At 64.3% G+C, this 15,763-nt stretch carries 12 protein-coding genes; 8 read left to right on the plus strand and 4 right to left on the minus strand.

Annotated elements, in window-relative coordinates; all coding sequences use genetic code 11:
* Positions 1–61 precede the first annotated feature (61 nt).
* The 7 genes from HAV18_RS04730 to HAV18_RS04760 all read left to right on the plus strand — a co-directional run bounded on the left by HAV18_RS04730 (position 62) and on the right by HAV18_RS04760 (position 10,387).
* On the plus strand, positions 62–859 hold the full coding sequence (locus HAV18_RS04730) for a hypothetical protein (RefSeq protein ID WP_166953289.1): 798 nt from the start codon (positions 62–64) through the stop codon (positions 857–859).
* Between the two features lie 105 nt (positions 860–964).
* A complete protein-coding gene (gene pgaA, locus HAV18_RS04735) occupies positions 965–3,337 on the plus strand; it encodes a poly-beta-1,6 N-acetyl-D-glucosamine export porin PgaA (protein ID WP_166953290.1) in 2,373 nt (790 codons plus the stop codon).
* 15 nt (positions 3,338–3,352) lie between these two features.
* A complete protein-coding gene (pgaB, locus tag HAV18_RS04740) occupies positions 3,353–5,440 on the plus strand; it encodes a poly-beta-1,6-N-acetyl-D-glucosamine N-deacetylase PgaB (RefSeq protein ID WP_166953291.1) in 2,088 nt (695 codons plus the stop codon).
* Positions 5,437–6,708 (plus strand): poly-beta-1,6-N-acetyl-D-glucosamine synthase, encoded by a 1,272-nt coding sequence (gene pgaC, locus HAV18_RS04745; RefSeq protein WP_166953292.1) that lies wholly within the window; start codon positions 5,437–5,439, stop codon positions 6,706–6,708. The genes pgaB and pgaC overlap by 4 nt, the downstream gene beginning before the upstream one ends.
* Positions 6,686–7,174, plus strand: a complete 489-nt coding sequence (locus tag HAV18_RS04750) for a Biofilm PGA synthesis auxiliary protein PgaD (protein WP_166953293.1) — start codon at positions 6,686–6,688, stop codon at positions 7,172–7,174. Before pgaC ends, HAV18_RS04750 begins: the two co-directional genes overlap by 23 nt.
* A gap of 127 nt (positions 7,175–7,301) precedes the next feature.
* A complete protein-coding gene (gene glmS / locus HAV18_RS04755; RefSeq protein ID WP_166953294.1) occupies positions 7,302–9,125 on the plus strand; it encodes a glutamine--fructose-6-phosphate transaminase (isomerizing) in 1,824 nt (607 codons plus the stop codon).
* A complete protein-coding gene (locus tag HAV18_RS04760) occupies positions 9,122–10,387 on the plus strand; it encodes a hypothetical protein (protein WP_166953296.1) in 1,266 nt (421 codons plus the stop codon). The genes glmS and HAV18_RS04760 overlap by 4 nt, the downstream gene beginning before the upstream one ends.
* A gap of 46 nt (positions 10,388–10,433) precedes the next feature.
* Here the strand turns inward: HAV18_RS04760 and HAV18_RS04765 are convergent, their stop codons facing one another.
* Positions 10,434–11,276: a DUF3626 domain-containing protein gene (locus tag HAV18_RS04765; protein ID WP_166953297.1), complete on the minus strand. Its 843-nt coding sequence runs from the start codon at positions 11,274–11,276 to the stop codon at positions 10,434–10,436.
* 259 nt (positions 11,277–11,535) lie between these two features.
* Between HAV18_RS04765 and HAV18_RS04770 the strand changes: the two genes are divergently transcribed.
* Positions 11,536–12,372: a cytochrome c gene (locus tag HAV18_RS04770; protein ID WP_166953299.1), complete on the plus strand. Its 837-nt coding sequence runs from the start codon at positions 11,536–11,538 to the stop codon at positions 12,370–12,372.
* A gap of 144 nt (positions 12,373–12,516) precedes the next feature.
* Here HAV18_RS04770 and HAV18_RS39575 read toward each other — a convergent pair whose 3' ends face one another.
* From HAV18_RS39575 to HAV18_RS04785, 3 genes are all read right to left on the minus strand, one after another.
* Positions 12,517–13,299 carry a DUF6708 domain-containing protein gene (locus HAV18_RS39575; protein WP_208101683.1) on the minus strand — a complete coding sequence of 261 codons (783 nt, stop codon included), beginning with the start codon at positions 13,297–13,299 and terminating at the stop codon, positions 12,517–12,519.
* Positions 13,300–13,617: 318 nt separating this feature from the next.
* Complete coding sequence (locus HAV18_RS39580) at positions 13,618–14,439, minus strand: DUF6708 domain-containing protein (RefSeq protein ID WP_208101685.1); 822 nt, start codon at positions 14,437–14,439, stop codon at positions 13,618–13,620.
* A 269-nt stretch (positions 14,440–14,708) separates the two neighbouring features.
* The gene (locus tag HAV18_RS04785; protein WP_243771537.1) at positions 14,709–15,509 is read right to left on the minus strand and encodes a DUF6708 domain-containing protein; all 801 of its coding nucleotides are present in this window, start codon (positions 15,507–15,509) and stop codon (positions 14,709–14,711) included.
* Between the last annotated feature and the right edge of the window lie 254 nt (positions 15,510–15,763).

Genomic DNA, 15,763 nt, shown 5'->3' on the forward strand with positions numbered 1-15,763 from the left:
CCCGATCACGTCAATCACCGCAGCGCATCGAATCGAATCGAATCGAATCGAGGAGCATGGAATGACTCCTGCAGAACGACAGAACCGCTCGCCCGCCCCTCAGCCGAAACCCTCCTGGGGCCCGGGAAAGAATGCAGCGCTCAGCTTCGTCGCGTTTGCCACGATCTTCGGCGTCTTCGCGTATTCCGAGCGGGACACGACGGTCGGCCATGTGAGCGTGACGCACGACCTCTCCGGCGCGATCGGAACCGCGGTGGGGAAGTATCACAAGACGATCGCGACCATGGCCTCGCGCGCAGCCGGCTCGTCCGGAACATCCGTCGCGCCGGGGCCGACGTCGACACGCGCGCAGGCCGCCCCGCCCGCGCCGCCGCTGCAGGTGGCGTCGGCTTCGGCTGCACCCGAAGTATCCACCGTGCCGCCCGTCACGCTCGCGGTTGAACCGGAAGCCACGCCGCGGCCCGCCCGCCGCGCCATCGAGAAGCACCGGCGGTCGTCGCATGCGCCGCCCGTGACACTTGCGGCCAGCACGCATGCGGCAACGACGTACGGCCGCGCCGCCACGTGGCACGGTTCCATGCATCGCCCGCAGCATGCCGACACGCTGGCAGGCATGAGCAAGCGCCTGGACTTCGCGCCAAAGCCCCGGCCGTATGGCAGCGACACCGCGCGCATGCAGACGGCAAGCGTCACGCACGCGGAACTGGAAAGCGCGCGTGCGCTGGCGAAGGCGCGCTCGTGCGCAGTGATCGACGAATGGAACTGTGTGGAGCACAACGCGAGCCGGGCGCTCGCGATCGACCCGAACAACAGCGAATCGCGTGCCTTGCTCGGCCAGGCGATCCGCAACCGGCTGTGAGCCGGGGCCGCATCGCCGGGCACTCGCGGCCCGGCCACGCGGCGCGCGACGACGTGCGTCGCCGTGCCCGCAACCGATGTGATCGTTTCGAAAGGAGGACACCTCGTGGCCAACAATCATCAACAACCCTGCACGACCGTCGCTCCGTCCAACCGGCGGATCCTCCTGCATGCGCCACTGGTCCTGCTGCTCGTCGCGTCCGGCCCCTGCTTCTCCGCCGAAGGCGAGACTGACTCGGGCCGCATCGGCGAAATCGCCGGATCCACCGGCACACCGGATCCGAAGCCGCCCGACGTGTCGGCGCAGGGTACGCTCGTGCCGGGTACGCTCGTGCCGGGTGCGCGCGCGCCGGATGCGCACCCGCCGAATGCGCAAACGCTGATCGCGCAGGCGTCGAGTGCGCAGATGCCCGACTCGCAAACGCCCGCTGCTCCGCCGCCTGGCCCGCAAACACCTGGGGCAGCAACATCGACCCCGTCGACACCGGGCATGCCGCTCCCGAATGCGCAGGCACCCGGCGCCCAGCCGCCAGCCGCCCAGGTACCCGAAGCGGAAGCGCCGAACGCGCAGATGCCCGACCTCCGTACCGCCGATCCGGCCACGGTCCGCAATGACGTGTTCGGTCTCGCATCGAGCGGGGGCGCGATCAAGGCGCTGGAAGAAGCGAAAGCGCGCCCCGACGTCTTTTCCGCGGTCGATCTCGCGCGGCTCGAGGAACTGTCGATTCGCCAGCAGGTGCGCGGCGGACGCGACAAGTCGCGCGCGATGACGAGCGCCGACCGCTTCGACGGGATCGACAGCGCGCTCGCCGCCGCGAACGACCTCGACAAGCGGATGCCGCCCACGCCCGAGTATTCGCCGGTCCGGACGGCGCTCGCCGGCGACCGGACGATTGCACTGGCAGCACGCGGCGAGATGAAGCAGGCTGTCGCGACGTTCGAGACGATTCCGCCCGACGCGGAGATCTCGATCGACGCACTGGCGGCCGTCGGCGACGCGTACCTGTATCTGAGCGAGCCGGGCAAGGCCAACGCGGTGTACCAGCGCGCGCTGAAGCAGGCGAGCGCGCCGCAGACCGACGTCGCGACGCGCGGCTTCCAGTACGGCGCACGCACACGGCCGATCGAATTGCGCGAGGGGCTGTTCTGGTCATACGTCGACCAGGGGCGCGCGGCCGATGCGAGCCAGGTGCTCGAGGACATCGGCAAATCGCTGCCGCCGGCAAAGGACGTGCGCGCGTGGGGGCCGGAAAACGACGACTACCTGCGCTACTACCGGCTGCGCGCGCAATACCTGATCTACACGGGCCGGGTCGACGAAGGGATCGCCGCACTGGAAAAGCTCGAGAAGGAAGTGCCGTTCAACGCGGAAGTCCGCGCCGCGCATGCCGAGGCCGTATCGGGCCAGTCGCACCCGCGCCAGGCTATCGCGATGTATCGCGCCTCGCTGACCGATCACCCGGACAGCGTCGATATGCTCGCGGGGCTCGGCCGCGCAGCGCTGACGGCCGACGACTACGCGACCGCGAAGAACGTCGACCAGACCGTCGACAACACGTTCCCCGACAGCGGCGCCGTGCGCGCGTTCAAGCGCGACTATGACGCATACCGCAGCCCCGTGTTCACGACCGACCTGAGCTACGAGCACGGCAACAGCGCACTGGCCGACAACAGTTTTACATCGGACAGCTATGTGTATTCGCAACCGTTCGGCGACAACTGGCGTGTGTTTTCCCACACGTTCTTCGGCTATGCGCAAACCGACAGCGGCAACATCAGCCGAACGCGCACGGGCATCGGCGGCGACTACCGGCACGGGCCGCTGACGGTCCAGGGCGAGGTGACGCGCTCGCTCGGCACCGACGGGCGCACCGGCGGCCGCGGCTCCGTCACGTACAACCTCAACGACTACTGGACGGTGTCCGGCGCACTCGACTCCAACGACAACACGTTGCCGTGGAAGGCTTATGTCGCGCACATCTGGGGCCGTTCCGCGAACGTGGAGGTCGTGTACCGCCAGAGCGACCGCCGCGAAGTCAAGCTGAGCTACGGCGTGAGCCGCTACAGCGATTCGAACCTGCACCAGGAGATTTCCGCGACGGGCACGCAGCGCGTGTACACGTCCGCGAACCAGCTCGTCAACGTGTCGCTGGACCTCGGCACCGACAGCAACACGCGGCAGGACGCCCCCTACTTCAACCCGGGCCGCGACTATGCGGCCGCGGCGACCGTCATGCACCAGCTGACGTTGTGGAAGAAGGGCGACATGTCGCTGCAGCAGCGCCTGTCGGCGTCCGGCGGCGTATACAACGAGCGCGGCTTCGGCACGAGCCCGCTGTGGACCGCGCGCCTCGAGCACGCGTGGACGTTCAAGCACGACATCACGCTGACCTACGGCGTCGAAGTCAGCAGTCATGCGTACGATGGCCAGCGCGAACGTTCCGAAACCGGCTTCCTGTCGGTCAACCTGCCGTTCTAGCAAGGAGATCGGACAATGCAATCCAGACGGACCTTCATGTGCGGATGCCTCGGTACGTTTGCAGCCTGCTCGTTGTTCCCCGGCGTGGCAAACGCCAAGATGATCGACCTGCTGCCGCCGTCCGATCCGATCGACGGCAAGACGTTCCGCGTGATCTGCATGCACGACGTGCGCGACAACCTGCTCGCGACGTTCTCGTCGTCGACGATGGTCGATCCGTACGCGGTCGATACCGGCACGCTGACGGCCATCTTCTCGTGGCTGCAGACCAACAACTATCACACCGTGACGGTCAAGCAGATCGAAGCGTCGCGACACGGGGGCAAGCCGCTGCCGCCGCGCGCGGTACTGCTCACATTCGACGACGGCTACAGCAGCCACTACACGAAAGTCCTGCCGCTGCTCGAGCGCTTCAAGTATCCGGCCGTGATGGGCATCGTCACCGCCTGGATCGACGCGCCGCAGGATGCGCCGATCAAGATCAGCGACAAGATCCAGATGCCGCGCGACTACTTCATGACGTGGGACCAGGTGAAGAAGGTCGGGCAGTCGGAATTCGTCGAGCTCGGGTGCCACACGCACAACCTTCATCACGGCGCGGTCGCGAATCCGCAGGGCAACGAACTGCCGGCCACCACGTCGCACCTGTACCTCGAAAACGAGAAACGCTATGAAACCGATGCGGAATTCGAAGCCCGCGTTCATGACGACCTGCAGACATGCGTACGGCAGATTCGCGAACGCACCGGCATCGTCGCACGCTCGATGGTCTGGCCGTACGGCGCGGAAAACCAGCCGGTGCGCAAGATCTCGACGTCGCTCGGCATGGACATCCAGTTCAGCCTCGATGCCGGCCCGAATACGCCGGACGTGCCGCTCGACCGGTTGCGGCGGATCCTGATGATGTACGACGTCGACATCGGCGGGTTCGAGCGGTCGATGCGCGAGCCGGCCACCAACCGCGGCGACGTCGACATTCCCGAGCGCGTCGTGCAGGTCGATCTCGACCAGGTCTACGATCCCGATCCGGCGCGGCAGGAAGCCAATCTCGGCAAGCTCATCGAGCGCATCTACCGGATGCAGCCGAAATCGGTGTACCTGCAGGCGTTCGCCGATCCGAAGGGCACCGGTGTCGCGGAGTCGCTGTATTTCCCGAACCGGCACCTGCCGATGCGCGGCGACCTGTTCTCGCGCGCCGCCTGGCAGCTCAACACACGCTCGAACGTGCAGGTGTACGCATGGATGCCGGTGCTCGCGTTCCGTCCGCAGGCGGACAAGCATCGCGGCCTCGAAGCCGTCAGCGCATACAGCGGTGCGCCGGCGCGCGAGAACGGCTCGCGCGTGTACCGCCTGAGCCCGTTCGACCCCGAAGCGCGGCTGTTCATCGAGCAGATCTACGAGGATCTCGGCAAGTACGCGTCGTTCAGCGGCATCCTGTTCAGCGACGACGCCGTACTCGACGATTACGAAGACGCCGGCCGGCACGCGCTGAGCATGTATGCCCAATGGGGACTACCGGCCGACATCGGCAAGATCCGCGCGACACCCGACCTGATGCAGCGCTGGACGCGGCAGAAGACCCGTTACCTGATCGACCTGACGCGCCAGCTCGAACAGATCGTGCTCGCGAACCAGAACGCGGGTGACGTGCTGACCGCGCGCAACATCTTCGCGCTGCCGGTGCTGAAGCCGGAATCCGAAGCGTGGTTCGCGCAGAACTACGACGACTTCCTCGCCACCTACGACTACGTCGCGCTGATGGCGATGCCGTACATGGAACAGGCGCCGGATCCCGAGCGCTGGATGGACCAGCTCGTCGACGCCGTGCGCGCGAAACAGCGCGGCTTCGCGCGCACGGTGTTCGAACTGCAGTCGTACGACTGGCACGCGCACAAGGACATCGGCGGCACCGCGCTGCTCGCGCAGATGCGGCGGCTGCGCAGCAAGGGGGCAGTGAATTTCGGCTACTACCCGGACAACTTCCTGAACAACCAGCCGGATCTCGACACGATGCGCGACGTGATGTCGCTGAAGTCGCGCCTCGATCCGACGTCGATCAACGCACTGATGCAGCAGCATGCGCAGGGGACGAAGACGCCATGACAACCCACAGCATCATCCAGCGCCTGCAGGATTTCGTCTTCTACTACCCGTTCTTCATGTCGTACCTGTGGATGATCGGCGGCGTCGTGCACTACTTCCTGCTCGAGGAAGGCCGCGAGCTGTCCACCCGGACGATCGCGTCGAGCGGCATCCCGAAGATCTCGATCGTCGTGCCCTGCTTCAACGAAGCCGCGAACGCGCGCAGCGTGATCGGCCACCTGAACGGGATGCAGTATCCGAACTACGACATCATCGCGGTCAACGACGGCAGCCAGGATCGCACCGGCGAGATCCTCAACGCGCTGGCCGTCGAGATCCCGCGGCTGCTCGTGATCCATCACGCGCGCAACGAAGGCAAGGCGGTCGGGCTCACGACGGCGGCAGCGGTGTCGAACGCGGAATACCTGCTGTGCATCGACGGCGATTCGCTGCTCGCGCACGACGCGATCGGCTGGATGCTCGAGCACTTCCTGACCGACCCGGGCGTCGGCGCCGTGACCGGCAACCCGCGTATCCGCACGCGCACGTCGCTGCTCGGCCGCATGCAGGTGGGCGAATTCTCGTCGATCGTCGGGCTGATCAAGCGCACGCAGCAGGTGTACGGCCGCATCTTCACGGTGTCGGGTGTCGTCACGATGTTCCGCAAGACCGCGCTCGCCGACGTCGGCTACTGGAGCGCGGACATGCTGACCGAGGACATCGACATCAGCTGGAAGCTGCAATGCCGCGACTGGCGCGTCGTGTACGAGCCGCACGCGCTGAGCTGGATCCTGATGCCCGAGACGCTGAAGGGCCTCTACCGCCAGCGGCTGCGCTGGTCGAAAGGCGGCATCCAGGTGCTGATGAAATACGCGGGCACGCTCGCGCGGCCGACGCAGATGATGATGTGGCCGCTGTTCGTCGAATACCTGATCGGCATCGCGTGGGCCTATTCGATGTCGTTCATTCTGCTGCTCGCGCTGGTGGACGTCGTCTATCCGCTGCCACTGAGCTGGCACGTATCGGTCGTGCCGCACTGGCACGGGATGCTGCTGGTTGCGACCTGCATCCTGCAACTGATCGTCGGCAGCATGATCGATCGTCAGTATGACGAAAAACTCCTGATGTATTTCCTGGACACCATCTGGTACCCCGTTGCTTTCTGGCTGATCAGCATGATCACCACCGTCGTCGCCCTGCCGGCCGTCGTGCTGCGGGGCCGCGGCAAGCGGGCCGTATGGGTCAGCCCCGACCGAGGCATTCAACATGAAGAACGCGCCGATTATTGACCTCTCCCTGCGCACGCCGCGCGAAATGATCGCCGAACGCGGCCGCGTCGCCGGGCTCGCGCTGGTGATCTGGTTCCGCCTCGTTCGGCCCGCGCTGGTGGGCGCCGTATGGGCATCGATCTGCATCTATACGTATCGCTACCTGCTGCCGTTCAACCCGGCCGAGATGCCGATCGAACAGATGGTGTTCTACGCGACCAGCATCGCGATCATCGCGGGCACCATCGTCACGTGGCTGATCGCCGGGCGCGTCGTGCATCCGCTGGCCTTCCGGCTGCGCGTGTCGAAGATGCTGCGGCGTTCGGCCAGCGCGAAGGTGCGCGCGGTGCCGCCAACCGTGCTGGCCAGCGCCCGCCGGCGCGGCGCACGGCGCACGACGCGCATTCTCGTCGCGTCGCACGATGCGAACGGCTCGATTTCAGGCATCGAATGGGTCTCCCACGCGGGGCCGCCGCCCCGCGAGTAGGTCAGCGGAACCACGCCGCCGCGCACGGAACCGCATCGGTGCCGCGCGGGGCCGCTCCTGAAGCCGCGCTGCCGCGCTTTGCCGGCAGGCCGGCAACCTTTTGCAGTTTTTGCGGACGAGGTGAATCATGTGCGGAATCGTCGGAGCAAGCGGCCTGAACAATCAGGTGCCGCAACTGGTCAATGCGCTGAGCCGGCTCGAGTATCGCGGCTACGATTCGTGCGGCATCGCCGTGCAGGATGACGGCCGCCTGCGCAGCGAACGCACGCTGCGGCGCGTGACCGACCTGCAGGCCCGCGTGCTGGCGCTGGGCCTCGAAGCGCAGACCTGCATCGCGCATACGCGTTGGGCGACACACGGCGCACCGTCGGAAATGAACGCGCATCCGATCATGTCCGGCGACACGATCGCGGTCGTGCACAACGGCATCATCGAGAACCACGACACGCTGCGCCTGGAGCTGCGGGAGCGCGGCTACACGTTTCGCGGCCAGACCGACACCGAGGTGATCGCGCACCTGATCCACAGCCTCTATCGTGACGACCTGTTCGACGCGGTCGTACGCGCCGTCAAGCGGCTGCACGGTGCGTACGCGATCGCAGTGCTGAGCGCACGCGAGCCGCAGCGCCTCGTCGCCGCGCGCGCGGGCTCGCCGCTCGTGATCGGCATCGGCGCCGAACAGAACTACCTGGCATCGGACTGCGCGGCGCTCGGCGACCTGACCGATCGCTTCGTCTACCTGGAAGACGGCGACGTCGCGCTGATCACGCCGGAGCGCATCGCCGTCGTCGACTCGGGCGGGCACGAGGCGCAGCGCCCGCTGTGCCAGGTGAAGGCGCGCGACGATGACGCCGCGCTCGGCCCGTACCAGCACTTCATGCAGAAGGAGATCTTCGAGCAGCCGAAGGCGATCGACAACACGCTCGACGGCATCGACACGGTCTCGCCGGCGCTGTTCGACGCGACCGACGGTGCGCGGGCGCGGCTGTCGAGAGTCAGGAGCGTGCTGCTGCTCGGCTGCGGCACCAGCTACTACGCGGGCCTGACCGCGAAATACTGGCTCGAGTCGATCGCGGGCGTGCCCGCCCAGGTCGAGATCGCCAGCGAATTCCGCTACCGCGATACGGTGGCCGATCCGCGTACGCTCGTCGTCGGCATTTCGCAATCGGGCGAAACCGCCGACACGATCGGCGCGATCGAGCGAGCGCGCGACATGGGGCAGGAACTGTCGATGGCGATCTGCAACGTGGCGACCAGCACGATCGCACGCAACGCACCGCTGCGATTCCTGACGCGCGCCGGCATCGAGCTCGGCGTCGCATCGACCAAGGCGTTCACGACGCAGCTCGTCGCGCTGTTCGTACTGACGCTGACACTCGCGCAGCTGCGTGGCCGGCTCGACGCTGCGCAGGTCGCGCAGCGCCTGAAGCAGTTGCGTGCGCTGCCCGAGCGCATCGGCCACGCGCTCGCGCTCGAAACGCAGATCATGGGCTGGGCCGCGAAGTTCGCGCACACCGAGAACGCGCTGTTCCTCGGGCGCGGCATTCATTTTCCGATCGCGCTGGAAGGCGCACTGAAGCTCAAGGAGGTGTCGTACATCCACGCGGAAGGTTATGCGGCCGGCGAACTGAAGCACGGCCCGCTCGCGCTCGTCACGAGCGCGATGCCGGTCGTCACGATCGCGCCGGACGACCGCCTGTTCCAGAAGCTGAAATCCAACATGGCCGAGGTACGCGCGCGCGGCGGGCGGCTCTACGTGCTGGCGGGCGATCAGCTCGGGATCGACGCCGATCGCGACACGCACCTGATCCGCGTGCGCGAATCGGGCGACCTGCTGTCGCCGATCGTCAACGTGATCCCGCTGCAACTGCTCGCGTATCACGTCGGCTGCGCGCGCGGCGCCGACGTCGACAAGCCGCGCAACCTCGCGAAATCGGTGACCGTCGAATGATGCGGCGAGCGCGCCCGGCGCAGACGGTCGCGCAATGCATCGCGGCCGCGCTGTGCGGCGCATGCGGCATCGTCACGGTGCCGCCGGCCTTCGCCGCCACGCCGGCCGTGCATACCGTCACCGTGCAGGCCGCCCCGTCACCCCACCCGGCCGCCGATCCGCGCAGCTTCATGCACGGCATCGGCGTGGCCGACGCCGGCAACGGCAAACGCTGGGTGTTCTTCAGCAGCTCGGGCATCGTGCCGCATGGCGCGATGCGCAACGGCAACTGGCCGCATGACGTGTACGTCGGCGAATGGCTGCCCGGCGCGCCGCACCTGCTGCACGTCCATACGTTCATCAGCCGCCCCGAGGCGCAGGAACCCGTGTCGATCGCGCAGAACGCGCGCGGCGACATCTTCGTCACGTTCGAGGACGGCTGGAACGCGCCGCAGGAGGTCAGCCAGCGCTACGGCGTCTACCGCCGCGACCTGAAGCCGATCAAGCCCTACCCGAACGACGTCGAATCAGGCGGCCACTCGGGGCATGTCGCCACGGCGGCCGACCGCTTCGTCGTGTTCTATTCCGCCGACTGGATCGACGGCGGCGGCGTCGACAACCTCGGCACCGGCAACGGCGTCTACGTGAAGACCTACGACGCGGCCGGGCGCGTGCTGAACCATGTCGCGGTCGCACCGCACCGCCGCGAGTGGTGGCCCGTGGTCGCGGGCTCGCCGCATGCCGCGCTGCTCGTGTGGCAGAAATTCATCGAAGGCAGCACAGACGCGACGCTCGAATACGCGATGTTCGACCCGGTCACTGCGAAGCTGGACAAGCTCGGGACGCTGAGCGACGCGATCCAGTATTACGTGTACGCGTCGGCGTATGTGCCGGAGATAGACCGCTTCATCGTCGTCACGACGGCGGCGGAAGATCGCGGCGTCGCGATGCTGATCGCGCCGGACGGCCGCCGCACGGCGACGCTCGCCTGCCTGCCGGCGTCGGTGCGCGAATCCGGCATCGGGGTGTCGGGCACCCATGCGTACGTGCCGACCCGCGACGGACGGCTGCTGACGCTGGCGCTCGGGCCGGCGGACATCGCGGTCAGCGGCGTACAGCATTCGACGATTCCGTGGGGCACGACGGGCATCGCCGGTTTCCCGGCACGCGGCAGCGCGATGCATTTCGTGTCGCTGACGCCGTCGGGCACGCGCGAAGCCGATTTCGAACCGGCGCGGGACACGCCGATGCCGAAAAGCGACGTGCCTTGTTCGAGTCATTGACGCCGCACCCCGCTGGTGTCGTACAGCCCGTGCCGGATGGGCGCATTCAGTCCACGCTCCCACTCTCCTGTCCAAACCGCGCCACGCAATGCCACACCCATTTGGCCGTCTGATAGTCGAGTGTGCCGTCGCGCGCGCGGCCGAGCACGGCCGGCGTCACGATGCGGTCGACGGCGATGCGTGCGATCGCGTCGGCAGCCGCCTGCCCACGGAATTGCGCGCAGTCGGCCAGCCGATCCAGCGACAGCCGGAAGCCGTCATGCCACTCGATTCGACAGCCCGAGCGCGCGGCCGCTGCCTCGACCGACGTATCGCGATAGCTCGGATCGAGCACGATCGCGTCGACGTCGTCGTCCAGGTTGACCACGCCATGCACCTGCGCCTCGATGTAGTTGTCGAGCAGCGCATCGAGGTCGTCGCGATTTTCAGCCGCGAGCGCGATCAGCGCCGTGCAGTCGTGAATCGCGAAATGCTCCGGCCGGTAATGGCTGTCGGGGTAGCAGAAGGTCGTGCGCCGATGCGCGTCGCTGCGCAGGCGCAAATGGCAAGATCCGAAGCGGCGCGACCCGCCGACAGGATCGAGCAGATGGTTCAGCGCACCGTATTTCGGCCGCAGCGCGGGGTCGGCGGCGTCGTACGCCTGCCCGAACATCCGGCTTTCCCACAGCCAGCGATCGCCACCGGGATACGCCGTGAGGCCGCCGTTGCTCGTCGCCGTCTCGAACTGGGACCGGTAGATGCCGTCGCGGACGATCCGCTCGAGCGTGCCGACGCCGTCGGACGGCATGTCCGGATGAAAGTTGAGCGTGACCGGAAATGCCGGGCCCTGCCGCACCGGCGGCCACGATTGTCGGATATGGGCGAGTGCCCGGTCTGCTGGAGAGTCCATGCGTGTTGTCCGGTCTCGTTGAATGCCGCCGGGCCTAGTGGTACCGACGGTATCGTCGTGCCCACGGCCCGGCATCGGATGCGGCTGGCCGCTCCCGGTGCGTGACGAAGCACGATACACCGTCGCGCGTGCCCGGTCACCCGACCCGCGCCGCAGTCGCCAGCGACGCGCGTACCGGATAGACTGTCGCCCGATTCCTTCTATCGGCCGCGGCGTCCCGCCTCCTGCCGCCGCCGGAACGCCCCTTCCCGGAGAACGAATGCTGAAGCGCCAGTGGTTTTCGCTCGTGCTGCTGACGGTTTGCCTGCTCGGACAACGCGCGTCGGCCCAGTCCACGCTCGAACTCGAGACCGACGGCACGGCTCGCGCCCTCACCCGGCAGACGCTGCTCGCGCGCCCCGATGCGACGGACATCCGCGTGCCGCGCGACATCGCGTACGGCCGGCCGATGACGTTCCGCGCGGTGCCGTTCGCCGCGCTGCTCGGCGACACGCCGCTGCCGGCCGACGGTGTGCTCGAAACGCGTGCGGCCGACGGTTTCGCCGCGCAACTGCCGCTGGATCTCGTGCGCCGCCGTGCGCCGGTCCGCGCCGTTCCGTGGCTCGCGATCGAGGATCCGGCCCATCCGTGGCCGAAACTGCCGGGCAAGCAGGTCAGCGCGGGGCCGTTCTATCTGGTTTGGCTCGGGCCGGACGCCGCGTCGGTTCGCGGCGAGCAGTGGCCGTATCAGATCGTGCGCGTCACGATGGAATCGTCGCCCGTCGCGCGTTGGCCGTCGCTTGCTGTCGATGCCGCGTTGCCTGCCGACGCTCCGGCCCGTGCGGGCCAGCATTTGTTCGTCACGCAATGCCTCGCATGCCACCGGCTCGACGGCGCGGGCAGCAGTCATGCCGGCCCCGACCTGAACACGCCGATGAATCCGGTCGACTACTTCCAGCCGGCCGCGCTGCGCCGCTATATCCGCAACCCGGCATCGGTGCGCGACTGGCCGGGCCGCAGCATGCCGGCGTTTCCGCCCGATCAGTTGAGCGACCGGGAGCTTGAGCAGATCGTTGCGTATCTCGCGTATATGGCGAAGCGGAAGGCGGGCGAATAGTGTTCAGATGCATCACCTAGGTGATGCATCTGAACACAACCCGGCAATCAGGTGTCGTGCATTCTCCGAAAGTCGGCTTGCCAAGCACGTAGATTGGATGGAGTTCGGGCCGCATTGTTACCGCGTCGAACCCATCACTGCCTCTCAGCAAGCCGGATCGGTGGGTGCCGTCCGCGATTCGATGTCCATCTCAGCCGGCCATTTCACCTTCGGAGCAAGTAGGTACGCAATATTAAGCGTGCGCGCGTTGTCGTCGTCGCGCGACGGATAATCCGATGGTGGCAGCGCGGCGGGGCCTTCCTGCATGTACGTGCAGATGTATGCCCACGCTGCTTCGCCATCCCCTTTCGCCCGTAACTGGAACCGATCAATTACCTCGTTCGTGCCTGTCTTCACGACAGACAGCACGACACCCCACGTCATCGTATGACCACCGTTGATCACGCCTTGTTGCTGCCACGCTTCGGCTCGGACATCGTCCCAACCGTAAGCAACAGCACGGATCGGCCAGCGAGTAAATGGGTTCCACCACACCACGTCGATTTCGTACACATACATCTTGCGGCGCAAGCGATTAAAGCGCAGCGGGAGATCACGTGGAGGATATATATCCGCATGCAGTGTCACCAACACGATCCAAAAGCAAATTATTGCGACAAAAATCCCAACAAATATTTCACCAAATTCATTCAATCCTTCGAAATATTCAAAAAACATCCAAATTAAAAATGGAATGAAAAATAAATTCAACCAGACCATCACCCCTCTCGCGTTCGAAAAATAACGCGGCAGCTCAAGACAGACGTCGTCCAGATAGTTCGGCGCGTAGCCGTCCAGACTTGACTCCTCATTCGGGACATCATCCGGCTCAGGCAAGTCGGCCTGCCAGCCGCGCATAGGCGGGTTCAGCTTGGGTTGAATCGTCACTGCAACTTATCCTGAGTCGTGGTTTCAGCAAAACCGTACGGATCCATACGGTCCTTATAGAATCGAGCAACGTTCGATACGTCACGGATTTTGCTATTAGAAGTCGTATGAATTTTCCCGCTTACGATTCTCGGGCCGCCTGACTTAGCAGGCGTGGAAGTGTTGGACCTTAACGTGCTAATAATGCTTGATCGCGCTGTCGTACTCGGCCTGAAACTTCTTTCGATCGTTTTCATCGTAGAAGTCTTCCAGACGCTGGTGATAATCCTTCGCGTTCCGTTTCGCAACTTGCACGACGAATCGATCCACGTCGACGGGTCAACACTTGCGTCCCGCCACCGAACAAGAGCCACTTGACGGATCGCGACAAGACGACTCAGTTGGCGCCGTCCGCGATTCGTTGTCCATTTCAGTGGGCCATTTCACCTTCGGAGCAAGGAGGTACGCGATATTGAGTGTGCGATCGTTGTCGTCGTCGCGCGACGGATAATCCGACGGTGGCAGCGTGCCCGGGCCTTCCTGCATGTACGTGCAGATGTATGCCCACGCTGCTTCGCCGTCTCCCTTCGCCCCCAGTTGGAACCGATCAATTATCTCGTTCGTACCCGGATTCACGACCGACAACACCACGCCCCACTTCATCGTATGACCACCGTTGATCACACCTTGTTGCTGCCAGGCTTCCGCTCGAACGTCGTCCCAGTCATAGGAAACCGCACGGATCGGCCAGCGGATGAATGGGTTCCACCACACGACATCGATCTCGTACACGTACATCTTGCGGCGCTGGCGGTTAAAACGCAGCGGGAGATCACGCGGAGGCGATATATCCATGCGAATTATTAAGAAAACGCACAAAACATATAAATCAAATAAAACAAAAAACAACAAAAACGACTCCACGCCTTCAAATATATAATTTGAATACATGAACAAAAAAGACAACACCATCCCGACAGCCAACCATGTTAAAAGCCCTCTCAACTTCAAATATGATCGAGGCAACTCCAGATAGACATCATCCAGATGATTAGGTGCATAGCCATCCAGACTTGCCTCCACATTCGGAATATCATTTGGCTCAGGCAAATCAGCCTGCCAGCCGCGCACGGGGGGATTGAGTTTGGGTCGAATTGCCATCACAACTGATCCTGAGACGTGGTTTCAGCAAAACCGTATTCATCCGTATGGCCCTTATAGAACCGGGCCTTGATCGACACCACATCAATCCTGCTGCCCTCGCCAAGATAGACTTTCCCGCTCGCGATTTTCGGATCCCCGACTTAACAGGCACAGGAACGTCGGGCGCCAACGTGTCGAGTTCGTAGCCAACCTGTCCATTAGGAAGTGGTTGGATGCGCACCAACGGCTCTATATTTTTCTGATGCCCGGTCAACACTTGCGTATCGTCACCCGTTTAACGGATCGTAACAAGACGACTCAGTTGGCGCTGTCCGCGATTCGATGTCCATCTCAGCCGGCCATTTCACCTTCGGAGCGAGGAGGTACGCGATATTGAGTGTGCGATCGTTGTCGTCGTCGCGCGACGGATAATCCGATGGTGGCAGCGCGCCGGAGCCTTCCTGCATATACGTGCAGATGTATGCCCACGCTGCTTCGCCATCCCCCTTCGCCCCTAACTGGAACCGATCAATTACCTCGTTCGTCCCCGCCTTCACGACCGACAACACCACGCCCCACTTCATCGTATGACCGCCGTTGATCGCACCTTGTTTTTGCCAGGCTTCAGCCCGAACGACATCCCAATCGTAGGCAACCGCCCGGATTGGCCAACGGATGAACGGGTTCCACCACACTGCGTTGATTTCGTACACATACATCTTCCGGCGCAAACGGTTGAAACGAATAGGAAGGTCCCGAGGAGGGGAGACATCCGCGCGAAGCATTACCAATACACACCAGATAAAAATTGACGAAATCGCCCCGCCCACCACCACATTACTCACATCTCCAATATTCTCAAAAAATCCCGCCGCACTCCAACTCAGCAATGGAATATCAATTAGGCCAATCACAACCAATACACCTCTCAAACGGAGATATGAGCGCGGCAACTCCAGATAGACATCATCCAGATGGTTGGGAGCATAGCCATCCAGACTTGGCGCCTCAATCGGAACGTCTTTCGGCTCGGGCAAGTCAGCCTGCCAGCCGCTTATAAACGGATTCAGCTTGGGTGGAATCGTCATTGCAACTGTTCCTGAATCGTTATTTCCGCAAAACCGTACGCATCCATACGGTCCTTATAGAATCGCACAACAATCGATACATCGTTGATTCTGCTCGCTGGGGCCAGATGAATTTCCCGCTCGCGATTTTCGCCCCCCTCGACTTAGGAGGCACGGGAACGTCGGGCGCCAACGTGTCGAGTTCGTAGCCAACATGTTCATTATGAAGTGATTGGATGCGCACCAACGGCTCCATATTTTTCTGGTGCCCGGTC

The organism is Burkholderia sp. D-99, from assembly GCF_011605345.1.
Taxonomy (GTDB): domain Bacteria; phylum Pseudomonadota; class Gammaproteobacteria; order Burkholderiales; family Burkholderiaceae; genus Burkholderia.

What these genes read in the sequence shown, in the direction of transcription:
- HAV18_RS04730 (WP_166953289.1), top strand. Translation starts at nt 62, where the DNA reads ATGACTCCTGCAGAACGACAGAACCGCTCGCCCGCCCCTCAGCCGAAA.
- pgaB (WP_166953291.1), top strand. Translation starts at nt 3,353, where the DNA reads ATGCAATCCAGACGGACCTTCATGTGCGGATGCCTCGGTACGTTTGCA.
- pgaC (WP_166953292.1), top strand. Translation starts at nt 5,437, where the DNA reads ATGACAACCCACAGCATCATCCAGCGCCTGCAGGATTTCGTCTTCTAC.
- HAV18_RS04750 (WP_166953293.1), top strand. Translation starts at nt 6,686, where the DNA reads ATGAAGAACGCGCCGATTATTGACCTCTCCCTGCGCACGCCGCGCGAA.
- glmS (WP_166953294.1), top strand. Translation starts at nt 7,302, where the DNA reads ATGTGCGGAATCGTCGGAGCAAGCGGCCTGAACAATCAGGTGCCGCAA.
- HAV18_RS04760 (WP_166953296.1), top strand. Translation starts at nt 9,122, where the DNA reads ATGATGCGGCGAGCGCGCCCGGCGCAGACGGTCGCGCAATGCATCGCG.
- HAV18_RS04765 (WP_166953297.1), bottom strand. Translation starts at nt 11,276, where the DNA reads ATGGACTCTCCAGCAGACCGGGCACTCGCCCATATCCGACAATCGTGG.
- HAV18_RS04770 (WP_166953299.1), top strand. Translation starts at nt 11,536, where the DNA reads ATGCTGAAGCGCCAGTGGTTTTCGCTCGTGCTGCTGACGGTTTGCCTG.
- HAV18_RS39580 (WP_208101685.1), bottom strand. Translation starts at nt 14,439, where the DNA reads ATGGCAATTCGACCCAAACTCAATCCCCCCGTGCGCGGCTGGCAGGCT.
- HAV18_RS04785 (WP_243771537.1), bottom strand. Translation starts at nt 15,509, where the DNA reads ATGACGATTCCACCCAAGCTGAATCCGTTTATAAGCGGCTGGCAGGCT.